The organism is Bradyrhizobium sp. USDA 4451 (genome assembly GCF_054822585.1).
Genome location: NZ_JBTRCH010000001.1, coordinates 6518776 through 6538313, shown reverse-complemented (window position 1 = coordinate 6538313; position 19538 = coordinate 6518776). Strand labels below are relative to the sequence as shown.

Annotated in this window: 23 protein-coding genes, 1 tRNA gene and 2 pseudogenes; 19 read left to right on the top strand and 7 right to left on the bottom strand. The window is 62.0% G+C overall.

Annotation, left to right across the window (positions count from 1 at the left end):
- Positions 1-47 precede the first annotated feature (47 nt).
- Complete coding sequence (locus tag ACVMB0_RS30470; RefSeq protein WP_456754132.1) at positions 48-455, top strand: hypothetical protein; 408 nt, start codon at positions 48-50, stop codon at positions 453-455.
- An 88-nt stretch (positions 456-543) separates the two neighbouring features.
- On the opposite strand, the gene ACVMB0_RS30465 is transcribed toward ACVMB0_RS30470, so the two are convergent.
- Positions 544-930 carry a YciI family protein gene (locus ACVMB0_RS30465; RefSeq protein ID WP_461348583.1) on the bottom strand — a complete coding sequence of 129 codons (387 nt, stop codon included), beginning with the start codon at positions 928-930 and terminating at the stop codon, positions 544-546.
- A 608-nt stretch (positions 931-1538) separates the two neighbouring features.
- Between ACVMB0_RS30465 and ACVMB0_RS30460 the strand changes: the two genes are divergently transcribed.
- The 4 genes and pseudogenes from ACVMB0_RS30460 (at position 1539) to ACVMB0_RS30445 (ending at position 4435) form a co-directional block, all read left to right on the top strand.
- Positions 1539-1612 (top strand) — tRNA-Gly (locus tag ACVMB0_RS30460).
- Positions 1613-2109: 497 nt separating this feature from the next.
- A pseudogene (locus ACVMB0_RS30455) lies at positions 2110-2199 on the top strand (NADH-quinone oxidoreductase subunit D-related protein); the annotation flags it as partial.
- 26 nt (positions 2200-2225) lie between these two features.
- Entirely contained in the window at positions 2226-2546 is a 321-nt protein-coding gene (locus tag ACVMB0_RS30450; RefSeq protein WP_456754134.1) for an antibiotic biosynthesis monooxygenase family protein, read from the top strand.
- A 368-nt stretch (positions 2547-2914) separates the two neighbouring features.
- On the top strand, positions 2915-4435 hold the full coding sequence (locus tag ACVMB0_RS30445; RefSeq protein ID WP_461348582.1) for a CYTH and CHAD domain-containing protein: 1521 nt from the start codon (positions 2915-2917) through the stop codon (positions 4433-4435).
- A 139-nt stretch (positions 4436-4574) separates the two neighbouring features.
- Here ACVMB0_RS30445 and ACVMB0_RS30440 read toward each other — a convergent pair whose 3' ends face one another.
- A complete protein-coding gene (locus ACVMB0_RS30440) occupies positions 4575-4784 on the bottom strand; it encodes a DUF4167 domain-containing protein (protein ID WP_456754136.1) in 210 nt (69 codons plus the stop codon).
- A 297-nt stretch (positions 4785-5081) separates the two neighbouring features.
- Here ACVMB0_RS30440 and ACVMB0_RS30435 point away from each other — a divergent pair, with 297 nt between their 5' ends.
- A complete protein-coding gene (locus tag ACVMB0_RS30435) occupies positions 5082-5432 on the top strand; it encodes a response regulator (RefSeq protein WP_461348581.1) in 351 nt (116 codons plus the stop codon).
- 473 nt (positions 5433-5905) lie between these two features.
- On the opposite strand, the gene ACVMB0_RS30430 is transcribed toward ACVMB0_RS30435, so the two are convergent.
- On the bottom strand, positions 5906-6304 hold the full coding sequence (locus ACVMB0_RS30430) for a response regulator (protein WP_461349737.1): 399 nt from the start codon (positions 6302-6304) through the stop codon (positions 5906-5908).
- A gap of 92 nt (positions 6305-6396) precedes the next feature.
- On the opposite strand from ACVMB0_RS30430, the gene ACVMB0_RS30425 reads away from it, so the two are divergent.
- The 12 genes from ACVMB0_RS30425 (at position 6397) to ACVMB0_RS30370 (ending at position 16236) form a co-directional block, all read left to right on the top strand.
- The gene (locus tag ACVMB0_RS30425; protein WP_461348580.1) at positions 6397-7407 is read left to right on the top strand and encodes a chemotaxis protein CheB; all 1011 of its coding nucleotides are present in this window, start codon (positions 6397-6399) and stop codon (positions 7405-7407) included.
- Complete coding sequence (locus ACVMB0_RS30420; RefSeq protein ID WP_461348579.1) at positions 7407-7676, top strand: hypothetical protein; 270 nt, start codon at positions 7407-7409, stop codon at positions 7674-7676. Before ACVMB0_RS30425 ends, ACVMB0_RS30420 begins: the two co-directional genes overlap by 1 nt.
- 227 nt (positions 7677-7903) lie before the next feature.
- Positions 7904-11071 (top strand): CheR family methyltransferase, encoded by a 3168-nt coding sequence (locus ACVMB0_RS30415; RefSeq protein ID WP_461348578.1) that lies wholly within the window; start codon positions 7904-7906, stop codon positions 11069-11071.
- On the top strand, positions 11072-11818 hold the full coding sequence (locus ACVMB0_RS30410) for a Crp/Fnr family transcriptional regulator (RefSeq protein ID WP_461348577.1): 747 nt from the start codon (positions 11072-11074) through the stop codon (positions 11816-11818).
- Positions 11819-12054: 236 nt separating this feature from the next.
- The gene (locus ACVMB0_RS30405; RefSeq protein ID WP_461348576.1) at positions 12055-12351 is read left to right on the top strand and encodes a hypothetical protein; all 297 of its coding nucleotides are present in this window, start codon (positions 12055-12057) and stop codon (positions 12349-12351) included.
- A 231-nt stretch (positions 12352-12582) separates the two neighbouring features.
- Positions 12583-12804, top strand: a complete 222-nt coding sequence (locus ACVMB0_RS30400; RefSeq protein WP_456754143.1) for a hypothetical protein — start codon at positions 12583-12585, stop codon at positions 12802-12804.
- Positions 12805-12808: 4 nt separating this feature from the next.
- Positions 12809-13252, top strand: coding sequence for a hypothetical protein (locus ACVMB0_RS30395; protein ID WP_461348575.1), 444 nt, complete (start codon positions 12809-12811; stop codon positions 13250-13252).
- Between the two features lie 144 nt (positions 13253-13396).
- Complete coding sequence (locus tag ACVMB0_RS30390; protein ID WP_461349736.1) at positions 13397-13846, top strand: DUF2231 domain-containing protein; 450 nt, start codon at positions 13397-13399, stop codon at positions 13844-13846.
- A 53-nt stretch (positions 13847-13899) separates the two neighbouring features.
- Complete coding sequence (locus ACVMB0_RS30385; protein ID WP_461349735.1) at positions 13900-15189, top strand: PQQ-dependent sugar dehydrogenase; 1290 nt, start codon at positions 13900-13902, stop codon at positions 15187-15189.
- A 62-nt stretch (positions 15190-15251) separates the two neighbouring features.
- Positions 15252-15596, top strand: coding sequence for a cupin domain-containing protein (locus ACVMB0_RS30380; RefSeq protein WP_461348574.1), 345 nt, complete (start codon positions 15252-15254; stop codon positions 15594-15596).
- Positions 15597-15610: 14 nt separating this feature from the next.
- Positions 15611-15781 carry a hypothetical protein gene (locus ACVMB0_RS30375; RefSeq protein WP_461348573.1) on the top strand — a complete coding sequence of 57 codons (171 nt, stop codon included), beginning with the start codon at positions 15611-15613 and terminating at the stop codon, positions 15779-15781.
- Positions 15782-15966: 185 nt separating this feature from the next.
- Positions 15967-16236, top strand: coding sequence for a DUF6894 family protein (locus ACVMB0_RS30370; RefSeq protein ID WP_461348572.1), 270 nt, complete (start codon positions 15967-15969; stop codon positions 16234-16236).
- Between the two features lie 73 nt (positions 16237-16309).
- Here the strand turns inward: ACVMB0_RS30370 and ACVMB0_RS30365 are convergent, their stop codons facing one another.
- The 4 genes and pseudogenes from ACVMB0_RS30365 to ACVMB0_RS30350 form a co-directional block, all read right to left on the bottom strand.
- Positions 16310-16741 (bottom strand): CBS domain-containing protein, encoded by a 432-nt coding sequence (locus ACVMB0_RS30365; protein ID WP_461348571.1) that lies wholly within the window; start codon positions 16739-16741, stop codon positions 16310-16312.
- A gap of 133 nt (positions 16742-16874) precedes the next feature.
- Positions 16875-17576, bottom strand: a complete 702-nt coding sequence (locus ACVMB0_RS30360; protein ID WP_461348570.1) for an MgtC/SapB family protein — start codon at positions 17574-17576, stop codon at positions 16875-16877.
- A 229-nt stretch (positions 17577-17805) separates the two neighbouring features.
- Positions 17806-18054, bottom strand: coding sequence for a hypothetical protein (locus ACVMB0_RS30355; RefSeq protein WP_456754147.1), 249 nt, complete (start codon positions 18052-18054; stop codon positions 17806-17808).
- Between the two features lie 172 nt (positions 18055-18226).
- Positions 18227-18688: pseudogene (locus ACVMB0_RS30350) on the bottom strand (NuoB/complex I 20 kDa subunit family protein); the annotation flags it as partial.
- A gap of 572 nt (positions 18689-19260) precedes the next feature.
- On the opposite strand from ACVMB0_RS30350, the gene ACVMB0_RS30345 reads away from it, so the two are divergent.
- Positions 19261-19410 (top strand): hypothetical protein, encoded by a 150-nt coding sequence (locus tag ACVMB0_RS30345; protein ID WP_456754148.1) that lies wholly within the window; start codon positions 19261-19263, stop codon positions 19408-19410.
- Positions 19411-19538: the final 128 nt, after the last annotated feature.

Below are 19538 nucleotides of genomic sequence, written 5' to 3'. Positions count from 1 at the left end.
TGCCGAGAATCGCGTGCGGTGAAACGGAGCAGGTGGAGACAGGCTCCATGCTCAAGAACGGCACCTATGCGGCGTGGTTTCGCACGTCGCTCGCTGACGGCACCGGCATCGTCCACGTGGCCGACGGCAGGCTGTGGGGCAGCGATGCCATCATGCTTTACAGCGGCACCTATGAGGTCGACGGCGAACGCTTCTCCGCGGTTCTCACCACAAGGCGGCATTCCGAAGGGCACGCGACCGTGTTCGGCACCGACGATCTCGTGGTGCGGCTCGAGGGTGTCTTCAGCGGCGCGATCGCGACCTGCACCGGCAGGGCCGATGCCGTGCCCGATCTCGCTTTCGAGGTGACGCTGATGCCGAGCCAGGACGTGCCGCCGGAGCCGCCGCCGGATTTGCCGCTGCCGAAGTTCGACCCGAGCAAATTGCCGAAGCTGCCGAAACGCTCCAGCCGCTGAAACAACTTTGTTTAAGCATGATCTTCGCGCAAACGCCGTTGGCGTTTGTCGCGAGGGAAAACCGCTTCGCACTGTTCCGGATCATGCTCTACGCGTCGCTCGGGCCTGCGGTCTCGGGAAACGCCGCGCCCGGGATAAAGAGCTTCAGCGCGCGGATTTCGTAGACCGCCGACGGGTTGACGCTGCGCAGGTCGCGCGCCGCCGCGATCGCCTCCGCCTCGGCGGCGCAGTCGATCACATAGAAGCCGAGCAATTGCTCCTTGGTTTCCGCGAACGGTCCGTCGATCACCACGCCATGGCCGGGCCCGCGCAGCGTGCTGGCCTTGCGGGTCTCGCCGAGCCGGGCCGCCGGGCCGAGCCGGCCTTTCAGCCGTTGGTGGACCTCGCGCAGGCCGCTCATTACGGCTGCGTCCTGTTCGGCGTTCCACGCCTGGACTTCGGCTTCGACGTGGTAGGCCAGGATGGCATAAAGCATCGCGTGAGCTCCTGATTTGTGGTGCGGCAGCCCGAAGGACGTCTCAAAGCCACCCACGCCGACATTCATATGTCGCCGATCGGATGGTTTTGTGCTGCGACAAGCTATCCCGCGGGCGCCTAAGGCATGATCCGGAAAAGTGCGAAGCGGTTTTCCCTCGCGACAAACGCCAAAGGCGTTTGCGCGGAGATCATGCCCAAACGAGGGAGCTAAAGCGCAATGACGATTCAATCAAATCTCATCCCGCTATGGTCGCGCGGAACCGACCGGCAAAAAGGCGCGGCGGAATCGCTTCCGCCGCGCCCCCGATATTGATGTCTCGCTGGTCCAGGGCTGAGAGCGCCCCGATGCCAGGCTGATTACTCAGCGCCTAGCGGGCGATCCCAGCGAGGTGACAGCGCTTGAGACAAGACACTGGATCACCTCCTTTCTTTGTTAATGGGACGATCAATATAGGCAGCGAATCCGCCGCTGTTAAGGCCTGCGTCCGCTCCATCTGCGCCAGGAACCGGCAGGATTGCGCCGAAATATTCTCGTTGACCGGCGCGCAGGGACCCAGGTCGAGGCAGTTGAGGCCGCCGCCCGGCCGTGTTAGGGGAACGCGAGATGCGGGTGTAGCTCAATGGTAGAGCAGCAGCCTTCCAAGCTGAATACGAGGGTTCGATTCCCTTCACCCGCTCCATTCCATTAAGTATCTATTTTAAAAGCCGTTTCGCGAACTTGCCCGCGCGAAAGGTCGTCGTTTTGAAGAATATCATACAACGCGCGTACAACGACCGATTGCGAACTCGTACAACGACTCAGGCTTGAGCTTTCTCGATCAGGTCGCCCAATGGTCGCAAGCAGCGCGAGGCGACGTTGATAGGAGCCCCGGGGGGCACCTTGATCAAATCCAAACCGAGGCATGCGCTGTCCTGTTGGCCAGATGCGCATTGAGCGTTTCGTCCTCATCCCCGTGGAATGCAAATGCGCATGTTCATGGGCTGGCCGTGGGATGGGATGACTGTGCAACCTCTCGCGAGCGGCCTGGTGAGGCCGGATAGCCTTAGGAACGATCGCGGTTCGGACCACGTTCGATATCTTGCTGTTCTTGCTTCGACGCCGATGGGCGCGTGCTGGATAGCTTTGCAACAGGCCTCGAACGGGTGGGAGGCGCTGTTAGCCTTGCGCGTCGCATAGTTGCAGGCAACGGACTTGCTCTGCCGCGGCCATTTGCTGGCCGACGTCGCGGCGATCATCGGCTCGCTGGACATCGTTTTGGGGAGATTGATCGATAAGCGCGAAAGGAGATCGCCATGCCGCAGATCGCGTTCGACCAGCAGCCGGTCACGCAAATCACGATCATCGAATCTGAACCGGAAAAGCAGGCGGAAGCATTATCACTGATGACGGAGCGCGCTCGCTTCATGCAGCGTCAGCCAGGTTTCATCTCGATCAGCCTGCATCGCAGCCTCGACGGACGCCGGATCGTGAATTACGTCCAGTGGCAAAGCCGCGACCTGCTGCGGGCCGCGCACCAATCGCCGGAATTCCGCAAGGCGTGGGGCCGGTTCGAACGACTTGCCGACGACATCGATCCTCATCTGTACGAGGTCACCGAGATACTTGCCGAATGATGGTGAGATGATTGCGGCCAACGGCGTGCCGTCCAGGCCACAGGGCACATTGGCGATAGCCGGGCCGAGATCGCGAATTGACGGGCGTGGATGGGCCGCAGCGCCGGCTTCGGGCCGGCGACGATCTCGAGATCGACGGTCGGATCGCCGTTCGTCATGGACTGACGGACAGGCAGATCGACGTCGTCATCGCGGGTAGCCTGATCGACTGGCGCAGAAGTGAGTCTCGCGCCCGCCGGGCGGTTCGTGACGATGGCGCGAGAGGCCGTTCGGCTGACGTCGACACGGCCGAGGGCAGGACGGCGCGATGGAGGCACTGACCGGCGGCATTCGCCGTCCGGATCGTTTGCTCGGACTGGTGGTGACTCGTGGCTACCGAAGTTGAACTCAAGCTTGCCACATCGAAGACGGGTCTGCGAAGGCTGCGGGCGCTGCCGTGGCTCAAGAAGATGGCGGGCGATAATGTCGAGCGGCGACAACTCGTCTCAACCTATTTCGATACGCCCGATCTTGCGTTGCGTCGGCACGACGCCAGTTTGCGTGTTCGCCGTATCGGCGAACGACGGCTGCAAACCGTCAAAGCGAACGCGATCGAGCCGATGGCACGATCGGAGTGGGAGGCGGAGATCGATCGCGACCAGCCAAGGCTTGAACTGATACGCGACACCGCCCTGGCACCCATTTTCACCAGTGCGATCGCCCACCATCTGCAGCCCATCTTCGAGACCTCCGTTGAACGAACAGCGATGGCGTTGAAGGTCGGCCACAGCGATATCGAACTCGCGCTCGACGAGGGACGCGTCGCGACCGTGAACGACAGTATCGAGATCGCCGAGATCGAGATCGAGCTGAAGCAGGGCGAACGACGCGATATCGCGCGGCTGGCGAGAAGGCTTGCACGAGAGGCTTCTATTACCTTCGGTGCTCGTGCCAAGGCCGAGCGGGGCTACGCGCTGATGGAAGAGACGGTCAATGCTCCGGTATTTGACGAAGCGATCGCGCTTGCTCCGCAGGCGACGGTGGCCGATGCCTTCTCCGTCATCGGTTTTTCCTGTCTTCGCGAGGTCGCGGGCAACGAGCTCGCGGTGCGCCAAGGCGACGGCGAAGGGATCCACCGGATGCGCGTCGGCGTGCGCCGCTTGCGTGCGGCGCTCTCGTTGTTCAAGGACGTGCTGCAAGGCGCCGAAACCAGAGGCATCAAGAAGGAGCTGAAATGGCTGGCCGCGCAACTCGGACCGGGCCGCGACACGGACGTGTTTGTCAGCAAGACGGTTGCTCCATATCTCGAACGCCACCCGAACAGTGGCGAATTCGAGGTCTTGGCACACGATCTCGAAAAGGCACGCAGTGCAGGTTTCGTCCAGGCGCGAGCCGCAGTTGAGGGCGATCGGTTTCGCCGCCTGTTGCTTGACTGTGCGCTATGGTTCATCGATGGCGAATGGCGCAACGACAAGGATGATCTTGGGCGCATGCTGCGAGAGCGGCCGGTCCGACCGTTTGCGGAGCAAGAGCTCGAGAGGAGAACGCGCAAGGTCGTCAAGCGGGCGCGACGGCTCCGGCGGCTGGATGCGATGCAACGCCACAAGCTCAGGATCGCGGTGAAAAAGCTGCGCTATGGGCACGAATTCTTTGCAAGCCTCCATCCAGGCGACCGCCGGCGCAAAGCACGACACAAGATCGATCGCGGCCTCAAGGCGTTGCAGGGGGCGCTGGGCAGTCTCAATGACATCCGCGTGCATATGTCCTGGGCGCATGATTTCGCGCGAGCCAATGCCGCTTCGCGCAAGGCGTTCGCCGTCGGCTATCTCACGGGCCGCGAGGAGGTTGACGCCGGCGACGCCCTAGCCGAGGCGGTTGCCGCGGCCAAGCAACTGAAGAAGCTCATGTGAGCGAGGCCTCAAGCTGCCTTGGAAAGAAAAGAGGCCGCCCAAGAAGGCAAGCTCTTCGTGGACAGTTCGGAGGTCGGGAGATCACTTGCTCACCACTACGCGCCGCCAAGCGCGGCGTGGGCGTTCAACGTGCTTCGACCTATTGCTTGTGCGGGCTGTCGGCGGACTGCCGCTCCCGCATCGATCGAAGATAATGCTCGGCGTGCTGAAGATAGTTTTCAGCCGCCACAAGGTCGCCCCTCAATGCCGTGGTGCGGGCCAGATCGAGATAGCGTTGATAGGCATTCTTCGCATTCTGCGACTGTCTCGCTACTTGGGCCTTACCTTTCCATGATCGTCTTCTTGGCATCGGTAATCACCGGAGTCGGGGGCGGTCGGGGCTATGAGCCGGTAACCCGCCATGCGGACCTCGTCTGAGTGCAACAATGACAGTCAACGTTTGCGTATTAAAAATGGTCCTGTTGAATCCGGTGTGGACCGGTGCCTGCCGCACCTGGAATATGTCCAAAGCATCAAAAGTGATGGCTACAAGGGCAATAGCCATATTCCGCAGAGCAGCAGGGTTCCCTAGAGCGCGCGCAACCCCGGCGCCGATGAGGAGTTAACTCGGATCATCCGCGAACATCATTCGGCGAGGACGAGTGCCATGCGTTCGATTCTGATCGTGGAAGACGAGTATTTTATTGCTGAAGACTGTGCGTCGCTCGCGCGCAAGGCGGGCTTCCTGGTCGTGGGCCCCTTCAACTCGGTTGAGGAAGCGCGACAACATACGGCGTCGGCTTCGGGGGCACTGATTGACATCAACGTCAATGGTATGTCGACCTACAGGTTGATCGACGAACTCCTCGATATGGGAAAGCCAGTCGCGCTCTACACCGGGTATGATCGGCGCACACTGCCGGAGAAGTATGCGGATGTCCCCCTGGTCACAAAGCCGCACAATTGTGCGGAAGCCATAGAGACACTCCGCACGCAGATGAACGGGACACGCGAGTAGGGTTGCCGGCAACGGACGCGTAGAACGTCGCCTTTGCAAACAGCCTGCGGGTTTCTTCGCGAAGCGGAGAAACCGCGGCGCAGGTTCCGCCGTTTTATTGGATGCGTGATAACAGCCTCCCGCGGGCGCCGATGACACTGCTCTTTCAAACCCGTCTCATCCACCTGTCCGACAGGATGGTCGCGCATGACGCTGCGATCATCGATCAAACCAGAGCGATCATAGCGCGGTCGCTGAGGCTGCTCAGGACGTCTCAGCCGGGAACATTTCTCGGTGATCAGCGCCGTCCTGTTCCCCGGGACGGCGCGAGGGACCCGTCCGAGGAGGAGCAGCCGTAAACCCGGAATCCGGCAGCAAGAATAGACCGGCGTCCGGTCGGTCCGGTTCTCGCTTTCCGGCGCGGCGTCGCAGCGGCGTCGCACTGTCACCGGTCCTGGCTCCGCCATCGTCCGGATGCGCGATCGCGGGCAAACTCACCGTCGCAGGATCGCACGGGCCAGTCCATCAGCCATGGCGCGGACATCGATTGGCTTTTCGAATAGCGGCACGTGCGCAAATTCGCTGCCAACGACAATCCTGTCGTAGCCGGATGTGAATACGAACGGCACGGATCGTGCCAGCAATTCGCGCGCGACCGGATAGATCATTTCACCGCGAATGTTCACATCAAGGACGGCACCGTCGATCACGCCGCCGACATGCAGGAGGCGGCTGGCGTCATCGATCGCTCCGACGGGACCTGCGACGACGGCCCCGAGCGCTTGGAACGCGCGGTCGATATCGTCGGCGAGGAAATATTCGTCCTCGACGACGAGGATGCGGCGCCCGGCCAGCAACGGCAAATCGCGCAACTGAGCTACAGATTCCGACATATCAACCAACTATCCGTCGGGAATGACCGCAAAATTGGAACATAGGGCGAAAGCCCACCTTGTTGCAAATGAGATCGACAAGGTCAGGTTCCATGCACAATCACGACATCATCGTCATCGGTGGTTCGGCCGGGGCGACGGCGCCGTTGCGAGACATTCTCAGCCGGCTGCCGGCTGATTTGCCGGCCGCGATCTTCATCGTATTGCACATACCTGCGCATGGTATCGGCATTCTTTCCACGGTTGCGAGCGCGGCCGGCAAGCTGCCGGTCCGGCAGGCGGAAAGCGGCATGGTGATCGAAAATGGCCATGTCTATCTGGCCGCGCCAGACCATCATCTCTTGATCCACGACGGCCACATTGTGCTTGGGCGTGGGCCCCGCGAGAATCTGGTACGGCCCGCGATCGATCCTTTGTTTCGCTCTGCGGCGTTGCATTATGGAGCGCGCGTGATCGGCGTGGTGCTGAGCGGGCTGCTGTCCGACGGGGCGTCCGGACTGTCCGTGATCAAGCGTTGCGGCGGGCTTGCCCTGGTTCAGGACCCGAAGGACGCGATTTCCGACGAAATGCCGTTGCGGGCTCTGGAAGCGACCACGGTTGATCTCTGCGTCCCGGGGGCGCGGCTTGGCGATGTGCTTTCCGATCTGGTTCGGGAGCAGGCGGGCGCATCCCTCCCGATCCCGCCGGAGATCGCGCTGGAGGTTCAGATTGCTGCCGGGGAACGCGTCGGCAGCGATACCCTGGCCAACGTCGCCGATCCCGCGCCGCTGACCTGTCCGGGTTGCGGGGGTGTTCTTTCGGAACTCAAGGCGGGCCATCCGCTGCGCTTTCGCTGCCAGGTCGGCCATGCCTATACCGCCGATGCGCTCGCCAAGGAGCAGGAAAGCCGGGTCGATGAGGCCCTTCGAGTCGCGCTGCGGATCATTGGGGAGCGCGCCGAACTCGTACAGCGGATGGCGGACGATGGCCGCCAAAGCGGACGCCTGGCAGTGGCCGAAATGTATGACGCCCGCGCCGCCGAATACCGCGAATATGCCGATATGATCCGCCGGGTCGTGCTACAATCGCTCGATCCCAAGCCGCCGACGCGGAAGGAACGGTGATGGCGATCGCCGATCACGCGAACTGGGTCGAAATGTTGCGGCTCGAGCAAGCGCTCCTGGTGAAGGCGGACCTCGACATTGAGGACGGCTGGACACGTGTCCGAAATCAGCAGGATCTTCTGGATTGGCTGCGGATGGCCGGCCATAACACCGAGCAGGCCGAGCGTCTGGTGTCTTTGCTCAAGCAAACCCTGGTCGAGTGGGAGCGGCACCGCACCCTGATCGTGCAGCGGGTCGCATATCTCGAGGAGAAGGTTACGTCGCCTTAGCACCGGGTGGAGGAAGCAAATGGCCGCCGTGCTCCGGATTCGGACGCCTGTTCGACACCCGGTCGGTCGAGCCGGCGTTTTCCGGCGCGGACCACATTCGGCGACCGGCGGGAGCTCCAGGATCCAGCGATGGATTCCTGCTTATTCTCATTGGGATAGGGCCAAATTCTGCTATCAAAGGTAGGTGCGGGGCGAGGCCCCACGGAAGAACGGAAGCCGCTGCTATCATGGATGATGTCGGGCAAACGCAGACCGAAGACGGAGAGCGCCGGTCCAAGGCGCCGCTGATCGTGGGGGTGGGCGCCTCGGCTGCCGCCCTCAACAGCATCGAGCGGTTTTTCTCCAAGCTGAGGCTCAATCCTGACCAGGCCATCGTGCTTGTGATGCAGTACAGGGATGCCGTGGAAGACGCACGGTTGCGTGCCGTTTTGCAGCGGGAAAGTGCAGAGCTGTCCGAAATCAAGGATGGGACGGTCGCCCAAGGCGGCGTGATCCACCTTTGCCCGGCCGACATGATCACGACACTTCACGGCGATCGCTTCGTCGTGAGGCCGGCGGCGCAGGCCCACGGCGAGCGGGCGACCATCGACAGCTTTCTGGTATCGCTGGCGGAAGAGCGCGCCGAGCAATCGATCGGCGTTGTGCTGGCCGGCACGGGCGGCGACGGCACCCTGGGCGTGGCAACGTTGAAAGACCACGGCGGCCTGGCGATCGCTGAACGCATCGCCAACGCCCCGTCCGACCAGCACGAGGAAGGCAACTCGGCCGCGGCAATCGCCGATTTCGTGTTGCCCGCCGACGAGATTCCGGAACACATCGAGGTCTACGCCCGCCATCTGCGCCGACTTGACGAGAAACAGGGCTTCGACGAAGTCCTCGCGGCCGCGGCAAACTCGCTCGCGCGGATCGCAGATATTCTCCGCAACAAGACCGGCAACGACTTCCACGGCTATAAGCAGAACACCTTCCTGCGGCGCGTCCAGCGCCGCATGCAGGTAGTGCAGATCGACGAAATCTCAACCTATGTCGATTTCCTGCGGAACGACAAGGACGAGGCGCAGCATCTCTTCAACGACCTTCTGATCGGCGTGACCGAATTCTTCCGCGACAAGAAGGAATTCGATGTCTTGGAAACGCAGGTCATCCCGAAAATTTTCGAAGGAAAGGGAGCAGGCCAGCAGGTGCGCCTCTGGGTATTGGGTTGTGCCACCGGTGAGGAGGCCTATTCGATCGGCATCCTGCTGCGCGAGCACATGGCCGGTCTGGACTCCGTGCCCCAGGTCCAGATCTTCGCGACCGATATCGACGGACGTGCGCTCGCCGCGGCGCGCGTCGGGCGCTATCGCACCAGTATCGAAAACGACATGTCTCCGGAGCGGCTGGCGCGCTGGTTTGTGCGGGAGGGCGATACCTATTGCGTCGTGAAGGAGTTGCGCGAGATGTGCATCTTCTCGCAGCACAACGTGATCAAGGACGCGCCGTTCTCCAAGCTCGACCTGATTTCGTGCCGCAACCTTCTCATCTACCTTAACGCAGAACTTCAGAACCGCGTGATCCCGCTGTTCCACTTTGCCCTGCTGCCGGACCGGTTCCTGTTCTTGGGCAATTCCGAGAATGTCACCCGGCATCCGAAGTTGTTTGCACCGGTCGACCGTCGCGCGCGCATTTTCAGGAAACTCGAGACCGGGACCCGGCTTCCGCCGGAATTTCCCATCACGACGGCCGCCGGGCGGGCCACCGTCGACATCCCGCCTGTACGCGCCCTGGGTCCGGATGTCGGCCTTGAGCGCCGCGCCCAACGCATCGCCGAGCGCTATGCGCCGGCCTATGTGATTACCGACGACAGCTTCCACATCCTGCACTTTTCCGGACGGACCGGCCGCTATATCGAGCCGACCGCAGGTACCGCGACGCTTGATTTGCTTCAACTTGTGCATCGTGATCTCAGGCTTGAACTGCGCACGGCGCTGGGACGTGCAGCCGAAACCAATGAAACCGCGCATGCCGAGCATGTGCAGCTCGGTGTCAACGGGCATCGCGTGTTGGTCGATATCACGATCGAACCGATCCAGGACGGCCCCGCCAGCCAGCGCAATTTCGTCGTCCTGTTCAAGGATGGTCCGATCCGGGCCGTGGAGCATGCCGAAAATAATCCGAACGTCCAAATCAGGACCGAGCATGTCGAGCGGCTCGAGAGCGAACTGCGTGCCATCCGCGAGCGGCTACAGGCCACGATCGAGGAGCTCGAAAGCACCAACGAGGAACTGAAGTCCTCCAACGAGGAATACCAGTCGCTCAATGAAGAGCTGCAATCCGCCAACGAGGAGCTGGAGACCTCGCGCGAGGAATTGCAGTCGGTCAATGAGGAGCTGACCACGGTCAACGGCGAACTGGCGCATCGCGTGCAGGAACTGACCCGCGCCACCAGCGACCTGAAGAACTTCCTCGAGAGCACGCAGATCGCAACCGTCTTCCTGGACAACGATCTGAAGGTGATGAATTTCACGCCTGCAATCACCCAGTTGCTGCATCTGGTCGAAACCGACGTCGGCCGCCCGATCGCGCATATCAAGGCGCGTATTCCGATCGAGGAGCTTTATGAGGACGTGCGGCGCGTGCTGCGGACGCTTGCCAGCGCCGAGCGCGAGCTGACGGCGCCCGACAGCGGGACACGCTATATCGTGCGTATCCTGCCGTACCGAAGCATCGATAACTTCATCGCCGGTGTCGTGATCACCTTCATCGACGTCACTGCGATCACCCGGGCGGAAGAGCGGCAACGGCTGCTGCTCGCCGAGCTCCAGCACAGGGTCCGCAACACGCTCGGCGTGGTGCGTTCGATCGCGCGTCGATCGGCCGAGACCAGCTCGAGCGTCGAAGAATATTCATCGCACCTCGACGGCCGCCTCAACGCTTTCGCGCGGACCCAGTCCCTGGTGACTCGTGATCCGGAAGGTGGCGTCGATCTCGAATATCTCGTGGTCGAGGAACTGCTCGCCTACAATGCCCATGAAGGCGAACAGCTCCAGGTGTCCGGGCCGCCGGTGCGATTGCAACCCAAGGCGGCCGAGACCTTTGCGCTGGCGATCCATGAGCTTGCAACCAATGCATTGAAGTACGGGGCATTGAGCCAGGCGACGGGCCGCATCGATGTTTCATGGCGCTTCGACGGCGATTCGGATCCGCAACAGCTCATGTTCGATTGGCGCGAGCGAGGGGGGCCCGCGGTCTCGTCGCCTCGTCGCAAGGGATTCGGATCGGAATTGCTGGAGCGCACGCTGGCGTTCGAGTTCAAGGGCAAGACCACGCTGGCGTTCAATTCGTCGGGACTTCACGCCACGATCGCCATTCCGATGAGCGCGCGGGTCGTCCATACCCCGAACATGGGGAGCTAGATGCATCCCCCGGTCATCGAAGGGAATCTCGCGCAGCCGGTGATCCGGCGGCTCAGCGCCTTGCGGCAAATGTCGGAGCAGGGAATCGCATTGCTGCAGCAGGCGATCCGGGATGGGCTGCGGCGAGCCGGAGCCGGCGAGGACCTGATCAGCGAGGGCGATGCCGTCGACGGTGTCAGGATCATCCTGTCGGGCTGGCTCTGCCGCTACAAGGCGCTCGCGGACGGCCGCCGCCAGATCGTGAGCTTCATCCTGCCGGGCGATACCTGCGATGCCTGCGTCTACCTTTTGTCGGTGATGGATCATTCCATCGGTACACTAACGCCGGTCAGCTATGCCGAGATCAAGCGCGATGCGTTCGAGCGGTTGTTGGCGGGCAACCGTTCGCTCGCCGAGGCCATGTGGTGCGAAACCATGGTCAACAGCGCGGTCCAACGCGAATGGACGGTCAATGTCGGGCGGCGTGTTGCGCTGGAACGGGTTGCGCATGTCCTGTGCGAGCTCCACGAACGACTGCTGCCGGTCGGAATGGTCGATGACAATTCCTATGCATTCCCGGTGACGCAAATGGACTTGGCCGACGCGACCGGCCTGTCCGTGGTTCATGTCAATCGAACCCTGCAAGAGCTGCGTAGTTCGGGGCTGATCGTGTTGCGGGACCGGACACTTACGATAAACGACCTGAAGGCCTTGCAGGATATGGCTCTCTTCACGTCCGATTACCTGCATACCAAGCGTCGCGACTAAGCGTATCGCGCAGGCAGCCGATCGGCCTCCTGCTTGCGTAACCGTCGTGTAACTGCAGCTCTTCTTGCCTGGCCGGCATACGCCGATCCCGGACCCTCATCGCGGCTGGACGAACGTGCCATCGGTCGAGCGGCGTCGCCGAGCCCAAATTTGACGACAGCCTTAACATACGTGAAGTCGAGGACCGCCCTTTGCGGCTAGCGTGTAACCTGGCATGAGCGGCAGGAGAGGCGGGAATGATCGACGAACGGACGGCCGCTGTGCTTCGCGCGGTGCTCGATGAAACCTGCGCAGCATTGTCTCAATTCGATAGCGCAACAAGGACATGCGTTGCCTCGAGCCTGCTGGAGGCGGTGCGTCGAGGCAGTCCGTCGATCGAAGAGCTGAGGATCGTGGCCAGGGATGCGCTTCATGCCGCTCCGGCATATGGCGCCAACGAGCAAGCGCGCACGGAAAGACGGCTGATTTTGCGTCGCGCATTTACAAAGGCTAATGCCGGAACCGGCGCGAAGGTGCAGCCTGACATTCGTTGACGGTCGCCTTAACCGGCGTCGGCTCAACTCAGAACGCCGCAAAGGACCCCAGCTCCCACCCCTGAGCTGGGGTCGTTTTTCCTGCTGTTGAATTGCAGCCTGAAACGGCAGCGTTACGGCGACCTGACATGTAAGCGCGCCGCCGTGCACCTGTGTCGACGAGCCGATGCGCTGGACTAGGAACTTCGGCATCCCGTCAAAATTGTCACGACGGCAATCAGGGAGACCCGGATGGCAGAGCTTTTCATCATGGATCAGACAGGCGACACCCGCTACGAATTTGATCCCGCCGATCGCGAGCAGTTGACCCGGGCCGAGACGCGCTTCGGTGAGCTGATATCGGAAGGCTACACGGCGGCGGCAAGGCGAGCGGACGGGGAGACCGTGCTCGTGCGATCGCTGGATCCGGCCGCAAAGGAAACCTTGTTCTACCCAAGGCTTGTGGGCGGCTGATCGCATGACGGTCCGTTCGCGCAATGCGGCGGTTCTTGCGGCACTCCGGCGCAACGTCGGAACGCTATGGGCGACGTTGCGAGCGGTACGAGATCGGTGGCAGGCGTATGAGAGGAAGGAGGCCCGCGGGATTGCGCTGCTCTCGCGATGGCTCACGTCCGAGCAACGGTCGCAGTTCGAACGATACAAGCGCTTCGACGTGATCGGCTCCGACTCCGGCAAGCGGTACCGCATCTGCTATGGGACCTCGACCAATGTCTACGAAATAGACAACACAGGCAGTGTCGCCGTGGGATGGTGTTTTCGGCCCATCGGTTCGCTGGTGGCGGGCGATGTGATGCTTGCCCAGAAGATCGCATTGGAAACCAACGAGCGTGCGACCATCATGGTGGCCAAGCCGTTTCCGAGCTCCATACCGCCGCGTTCCGATCTGCTTCCGGCCCGTTAGACTTGTGGCGCACTTTGGTTCCGCAATCGCGCGTCTGAGCCGCTTCGCGGCCCTAGGAACTCGATTTCGCAGGCGTCGTTGACGATTTTTCGGAGACGCGCAATGCAGCAGGAAGTACAGACGCAAGAGGTCGCCGGGACCACGATGCGTGCAGCCAATCCAGTGTCGACAGCCCGGATCGCGATGCATCCGATCCATCCGATGCTGGTGCCGTTTCCGATCGTGTGCTTCACCGGCGCGCTGGTCACCGATATCGCCTATTGGAGCACGGCCGAGATGATGTGGGCCGACTTTTCGGCCTGGCTGCTGTTCGTCGGGCTGATCATCGGCGGCCTTGCGGCGATCGCCGGCCTGATCGACTTCCTGGGCGATCGCCGGATCCGCCGCCTGGCGTATTCCTGGTATCACATGGCCGGCAACGTCGTGGTGATGCTGCTCGCGCTGTTCAACGCGTTGGTTCACAGCCGCGATGCCTGGACGTCGGTCGTTCCGGCCGGGCTTGTGCTGTCTGCGCTGACTGTCCTCGTCATGCTGTTCACGGGCTGGCTCGGCGGGGCGATGGTCCATCGCTACAGGATTGGAGTTATCGACTGATGCGGATCGTACCAATCAACGGCAGCCATATCGGGCTTGCGGTCACGCTCGGCATGGCGCTCTGCGTCGCGGGTTGTAGCAAGGAGACGGCGCCCGATCCGAAAACCCAGGTCGGTGCCCGTCCCGATCTGCCGGCGCAGCAGCAATATCTGCTGCCGCCGATGCATATCGCGTCCGTGGTCGGATGGCAGCAGGGTGAAAAGCCGAAAGTGCCGGATACCCTTCAGATCAACGCGCTTGCCACGGGTTTGCAGCATCCGCGGTCGCTCTACGTTCTCCCCAACGGCGATATTCTGGTTGTTGAATCCAAGGCACCGGGGACCGAGCCGATCAAGCGTCCGAAGGACTTCATCATGAAGTGGGTGGAGTCGTGGGCGACCTCCGGCGGTGATACCGGCGCCAGCAACCGGATCACGCTGCTGCGTGACACCAACCGTGACGGCAAGCCGGAGGTGCAGGGCGTGTTCCTGGATCACCTCAACTCGCCGTTCGGCATCGCATTGGTCGGCAACGACCTCTACGTGGCGAACACCGATGCGATCGTTCGATATCCGTATCACGAGGGCGACACCAAGATCACGGCGCCGGGGCAGACGCTGACGGCGCTGCCCGGCGGGCCGATCGATCATCACTGGACCAAAAGTCTGGTTGCGAGCCCCGACGGCTCGCTGCTCTATGTCGGTATCGGCTCCAACAGCAACATCACAGAGAACGGAATCGAGGCGGAGAAGAACCGGGCAGCGATTCTCGAAGTCGATCGGGCCACGGGGCGCTGGCGAATTTTCGCGAGCGGCCTGCGCAACCCGAACGGCCTGACCTTCGAGCCGCAAAGCCATGCGCTGTGGGCCGTCGTCAACGAACGGGACGAGCTCGGCCCGAACCTCGTGCCCGATTACCTGACGTCCGTGAAGGATGGAGCTTTCTATGGCTGGCCCTACAGCTATTTCGGCCAGAATGTCGATCCGCGGGTGCAGCCGCAACGGCCCGACCTGGTCGCCAAGGCCGTCGTTCCGGATTACGCGCTGAGCTCGCACGTGGCGCCGTTGGGGCTCGCATTCTACACCGGCGATGGACTGCCGGCGTCCTATCGCGGTGGCGCCTTTGTCGGCGAGCACGGCAGCTGGAACCGGCCGCAGCTCAACGGCTACAAGGTCGTTTTCGTGCCGTTCGCTGACGGCCACCCGAACGGGCCAGCGCAGGATGTCGTGACCGGTTTCCTGAACGAGAACGAGAAATCCCGCGGTCGCCCCGTCGGACTGGCGATCGACAAGTCCGGTGCATTGCTGATCGCGGACGACGTCGGCAACACCGTATGGCGCGTGTCGGCCTCCGGCCGACTCTGACGGTGCACACGGCCGTCGCCGGACCGGGCCGGTCGCCGCGGACCATCGATTTGGAGAACGGCATGAACGACAGCACGATCAAGAAAGTCTCCCAAGCCACCGCTCCGAAAGGCGCGATGGGACAGACTTATCTCGCGTCCGGCAAGCGTGTCGCGATGCGGCTTTGGGACAATGAGCAGCCTCAACAGAGTGCCGTCGAGCAACGGGATTACGAGACGGTCGGATATGTCATGGCCGGTGTGGCTGAACTCATGCTCGAGGGGCAGACCGTCCGCTTGCAGAAGGGGGATTCCTGGCTCGTCCCTGCAAGCTCGAAGCATAGCTACCGCATTATCGAGCCCTTCACCGCGATCGAAGCCACGGCACCGCCCGCGCAGGTCCATGGTCGGGGCGAAGCCCAGTCATAGGGAGGCATTCATCGATGCTCGAAGAGAAGCTGAAGGACTCCATCGTCGCCGAACTGAAACGGCAGGCCGCGAACCAGCCGGATCGTCTTCGCGTGCAGAGCTCTCCGGAATTGTCGGTGAACGGTGAGATCGATCTGGACGCGCTCGCGATGGTGATCGCGGGCGCGGTCGCAGGGGGGCCTTGAACACATCGTGGCAGGAAAGACGTTGACGTTTTTGCTCGTCAGGAGGTGCCGATGAGGGGAATACCGATAACGCGGGATTCCGGTCGTTCCAGCGATTGGGGCTCGCACGCACAGACCAACACGCCATGGAAGGGTCATCCGGAGAAAGAACAGCGCTCCGGCGAGCATAAGCCTGATCTGGAGAAATGGCAGGAATCAAATACGCACTGATCCGCGGAGAATACTGGATGCCCGGATATTACTTCCACCTCGTGAACGGTGAGCGCGTGATCGATTCAATGGGCCGGCCGGTCGCCGATCGGGATCAGGCCATCGCGATCGCAAGACGTCTCGCCATCGATCTCGCCGCGGAACGACAGGAATGCCTGGGTGGCGGCTATTCCGTGTCGGTGACCGATGGCGCAGCGCACGAAATCCATCGCGAGAGCATCGACAGCGCCGGGAAGAGCGGATGAATTTCCCCTGGCAGGCCGATATCCCCGCTCCGCAAGGAGCGGGGATATGCGGTTCGCGCGATCAGGCACGCGTTCAGATCTGCGTGTGCTGACCGGTCGGCCGTGAGATTTGGCTTAAAGCCATGCCGGTGCCGTCGTTGTCGTGGACTTGTGCGATATCGCCGAGCGTGATGATGCCGACGAGCCGCTTGTCGCGACTGAGCACAGGCAGGCGGCGCACCTGGATCGCTCCCATGTTTTGCGCGACCTCCTCCAGGTCATTGTCCTCGAAGCAGTACTTCACCTCGGCGCTCATGATGTCGCCGACCCGCGCGTCTGGACCGCAGCCCGCCGCGACACCGCGCACCGCGATGTCGCGGTCCGAAATCATCCCGACCAGTCGGTCATTGTCGGCAACGGGCAGTAGCCCGACGGAGAGTGCTCCCATTGCGGTCGCTGCCTCGCGAAGCGTGCTGTTGGGCGTGCACAGCTGAACGTCTGGCGTCATCGTATCGGAAACCTTCATGATGTGCCTCTCCAATGGCTGGTTACATCACTCGCCTAACGACGTTTTTCGAGCCGCGTTCCTCGCGTTGTTCTTCGGTCGAGCGAGTGCGCCAAGCCCGGCAGGTGCGTCGCGGCGCCGCACGTGGCTGGAGTTACCTGCCGTTCTGGGTGGTCAGTTCGAAAGATTTGATGACGTAATGCTGCTCGAGCACGCGCAGCAGGTCGAGTGGCGGCCGGGAGTCCTCCGGACGGCGCCAGGACACTTCAAAGGTGTAGTCGGCGTCAGTCACTCCGTTGCGTCGCTGTTCCTGGAATCGCGCGGCATAATGCAGCGGCTCGATCAGTTTCGGCATCGTGTCGATCGCGGTCACGTCGGCGTTGCTGATCGTCAGGCTCGCACGGTGGAGCCGGGGAATTCTGACATCGACCCATTTGAGGATCGAAAGGGTGGCAACGCCGATGATTGTCCCGACGCAACCGAGGACAAGCTGCCCACCGCCGAGACAGAGGCCGATGACGGTGATCAGCCAGAGCGTTGCTGCCGTTGTCACGCCGGTGACAAGGTCGCCTTTCTTGAGAATCGTGCCGCCGCCGATGAATCCGACGCCGGTCAGGATGCCGAGCGGAAGGCGCATGAGATCCATCTCGACAAACGAGGTTGAGCCTTTTCCGTCGACACTGAGCAGGAGGTTTGCCTGAATCATCGACAGTGAGGCGGCAAGCCCGACCAGGATTGTGGTTCTCAAGCCAGCGGCATGTCCACGGGCACCGCGGTCAAAGCCGATGATCGCGCCAGCCAGAACTGTCACAGCGAGGCGGATGGCGATGTCTGGCCAGGTTGGATGAAGCGGCATGTTGCTGCGCGGCCAAATGGAAACGGCCCCGGCACCATTGGGGGCCGTGGGGGCCAGTGCCAGGGCCGTCCGCCTGCAGAAGGGTCGAAACCGAGCAAGCAACCCACGATGTGCTCGGCCTCGTGGCTCCGCATTCACTTATGTGAATCGGCGCGACCGGCCTCCCACGGTCGACGTCAAGACGGCGCTGCGCTCGACGGGTCTCTAGCCGAGCCACAATGCGGGGGCATCAGCGGCGCTTCGGTTGAGTGCGGCCCATCAAGGACATTTTGCCGACTGGATGTGAGGTGCCCGGGGAAGCCAGCCATGTGTCGATGCGCAACGCCGTTTCGGCCTGGTGGGCCTTGCGCAGGAGCATGCTTTGCTCCGTTCCGGGCGGCAACCCGCGCGCCAATTCGCGCAGGCGTCCCATTTCCTGCGCCAGTCGATGAGCCAGCGACGTTGGCTGTTTGAATCGGCGTCGCCGTTTCACCATCATCGTCCATCTCGCCATTTTCGATCGTAGACGTTTTAGCGCGCACTGTGTCGCCACGCGTTAACCTAAGTAAAAGGGCTATGCCGTGCTGCGGAGCCGACAAGCGATCGCTATGACGATCGACGATCGCCGTTTCGTCTGTACCGGAACGTGGCGGTCGCCCTGGACAACTGCTCTAACGTTCGATCGAGCCCGTTCGTCTGATCTTCTTTTGCAAGAGGAGGATGCCGTAGAGCAAAGCTTCGGCGGTCGGCGGACACCCCGGGACGTAGATGTCTACCGGTACGATTCGATCGCAGCCGCGAACGACAGAGTAGGAAAAGTGATAGTATCCGCCGCCATTGGCGCAGGACCCCATCGAGATGACGTAGCGCGGCTCCGGCATCTGATCGTAGACTTTGCGCAGGGCCGGCGCCATCTTGTTGCAGAGCGTTCCCGACACGATCATCACATCCGACTGTCGTGGAGACGCGCGAGGTGCGGCTCCGAAACGTTCAATGTCATATCTTGGCATCGAGACCTGCATTTGCTCGATGGCACAACAAGCGAGCCCAAACGTCATCCACATCAGGGAGCCGGATCGAGCCCAGGTCACGAGATCGTCGAGCGGGGCGATGAAAAAGCCGCGGTCTCCCAGATTTTCCTGCACACTGCCAAAATCCCTCACGGAAAACCTCCTGGCTCGGGTAGCAATTGCGGGAGGTAATCTCCGCCGGCTAGGGACGTTCCTAGGCCTTGTCCGGTGCGGTATCCGTTGCTTGGGAAGCTCTCGCTCTTCGCGCGACGAGGGTGGCTGTCCCGGGTTGTGGCAAGTGGGCCGGATGCGAGGCGCGTCAGCTTCCAGGCCAATGGCTTCATCCAAAACCGACCAGTTGGCTATAGTCGGTCCACCCGCCAGTTCTGCGCTGGCCGGCCGCCAACCCGGAATCAGGCAATCGAAGACTTCTTCCGCAAGCGATTCAGTCTTGCTCGGGAAAGACGTGTTTTCGACACAGGCTTATCTGGATATTGAACTCATAAGGTTAGTTAGGATGGCGTTTTTCGCGGCATCTTAGGCTCAGTTCGACCTTGGCCGGACATCGCTTGCGGCAACGCCTCGGATTCGTCCGGACAATGGCGCTACGGTTCATTCGGACGGGGCATCCCGCATTTTGAACTAAGCGCGGGATCGCCGAGACTTACGTCGGTAGGCTCCTGGAGGATTGCGACATGCCTGACTGGTTTCTCGCGCCGATCTGCGTGGTCGGGTTGGTCGGCTTCATCTGGTTCGCGTTTCGGCAGGGCTTCAAGGTGAAGCCTGACGAGGACAAGCGCGACCCTCCGACGTTGCCGCTTGGGCCGGACGGCTCGTGGCGCTAGGGGCCGCGTTGCCTACGGCATGGCGCTTGGCGATCTCGCGACGCCGGCCGACATCGCGAGCGAAGGGGCGGCCGAACTCCCGATCTTCCGGAATGTAAAGCCCCCGATTGTTTCAAGGTGATAGCCCT

Excerpts from the sequence above, each read along its gene's own strand:
- ACVMB0_RS30360 (WP_461348570.1), bottom strand. The coding sequence starts at position 17,576 with ATGCCGCTTCATCCAACCTGGCCAGACATCGCCATCCGCCTCGCTGTG.
- ACVMB0_RS30345 (WP_456754148.1), top strand. The coding sequence starts at position 19,261 with ATGCCTGACTGGTTTCTCGCGCCGATCTGCGTGGTCGGGTTGGTCGGC.
- ACVMB0_RS30390 (WP_461349736.1), top strand. The coding sequence starts at position 13,397 with ATGCGTGCAGCCAATCCAGTGTCGACAGCCCGGATCGCGATGCATCCG.
- ACVMB0_RS30380 (WP_461348574.1), top strand. The coding sequence starts at position 15,252 with ATGAACGACAGCACGATCAAGAAAGTCTCCCAAGCCACCGCTCCGAAA.
- ACVMB0_RS30405 (WP_461348576.1), top strand. The coding sequence starts at position 12,055 with ATGATCGACGAACGGACGGCCGCTGTGCTTCGCGCGGTGCTCGATGAA.
- ACVMB0_RS30440 (WP_456754136.1), bottom strand. The coding sequence starts at position 4,784 with ATGCCAAGAAGACGATCATGGAAAGGTAAGGCCCAAGTAGCGAGACAG.
- ACVMB0_RS30470 (WP_456754132.1), top strand. The coding sequence starts at position 48 with ATGCTCAAGAACGGCACCTATGCGGCGTGGTTTCGCACGTCGCTCGCT.
- ACVMB0_RS30430 (WP_461349737.1), bottom strand. The coding sequence starts at position 6,304 with ATGTCGGAATCTGTAGCTCAGTTGCGCGATTTGCCGTTGCTGGCCGGG.
- ACVMB0_RS30450 (WP_456754134.1), top strand. The coding sequence starts at position 2,226 with ATGCCGCAGATCGCGTTCGACCAGCAGCCGGTCACGCAAATCACGATC.
- ACVMB0_RS30415 (WP_461348578.1), top strand. The coding sequence starts at position 7,904 with ATGGATGATGTCGGGCAAACGCAGACCGAAGACGGAGAGCGCCGGTCC.
- ACVMB0_RS30385 (WP_461349735.1), top strand. The coding sequence starts at position 13,900 with ATGGCGCTCTGCGTCGCGGGTTGTAGCAAGGAGACGGCGCCCGATCCG.
- ACVMB0_RS30465 (WP_461348583.1), bottom strand. The coding sequence starts at position 930 with ATGCTTTATGCCATCCTGGCCTACCACGTCGAAGCCGAAGTCCAGGCG.
- ACVMB0_RS30395 (WP_461348575.1), top strand. The coding sequence starts at position 12,809 with ATGACGGTCCGTTCGCGCAATGCGGCGGTTCTTGCGGCACTCCGGCGC.
- ACVMB0_RS30410 (WP_461348577.1), top strand. The coding sequence starts at position 11,072 with ATGCATCCCCCGGTCATCGAAGGGAATCTCGCGCAGCCGGTGATCCGG.
- ACVMB0_RS30425 (WP_461348580.1), top strand. The coding sequence starts at position 6,397 with ATGCACAATCACGACATCATCGTCATCGGTGGTTCGGCCGGGGCGACG.
- ACVMB0_RS30355 (WP_456754147.1), bottom strand. The coding sequence starts at position 18,054 with ATGATGGTGAAACGGCGACGCCGATTCAAACAGCCAACGTCGCTGGCT.
- ACVMB0_RS30370 (WP_461348572.1), top strand. The coding sequence starts at position 15,967 with ATGGCAGGAATCAAATACGCACTGATCCGCGGAGAATACTGGATGCCC.
- ACVMB0_RS30435 (WP_461348581.1), top strand. The coding sequence starts at position 5,082 with ATGCGTTCGATTCTGATCGTGGAAGACGAGTATTTTATTGCTGAAGAC.
- ACVMB0_RS30400 (WP_456754143.1), top strand. The coding sequence starts at position 12,583 with ATGGCAGAGCTTTTCATCATGGATCAGACAGGCGACACCCGCTACGAA.
- ACVMB0_RS30375 (WP_461348573.1), top strand. The coding sequence starts at position 15,611 with ATGCTCGAAGAGAAGCTGAAGGACTCCATCGTCGCCGAACTGAAACGG.
- ACVMB0_RS30420 (WP_461348579.1), top strand. The coding sequence starts at position 7,407 with ATGGCGATCGCCGATCACGCGAACTGGGTCGAAATGTTGCGGCTCGAG.
- ACVMB0_RS30365 (WP_461348571.1), bottom strand. The coding sequence starts at position 16,741 with ATGAAGGTTTCCGATACGATGACGCCAGACGTTCAGCTGTGCACGCCC.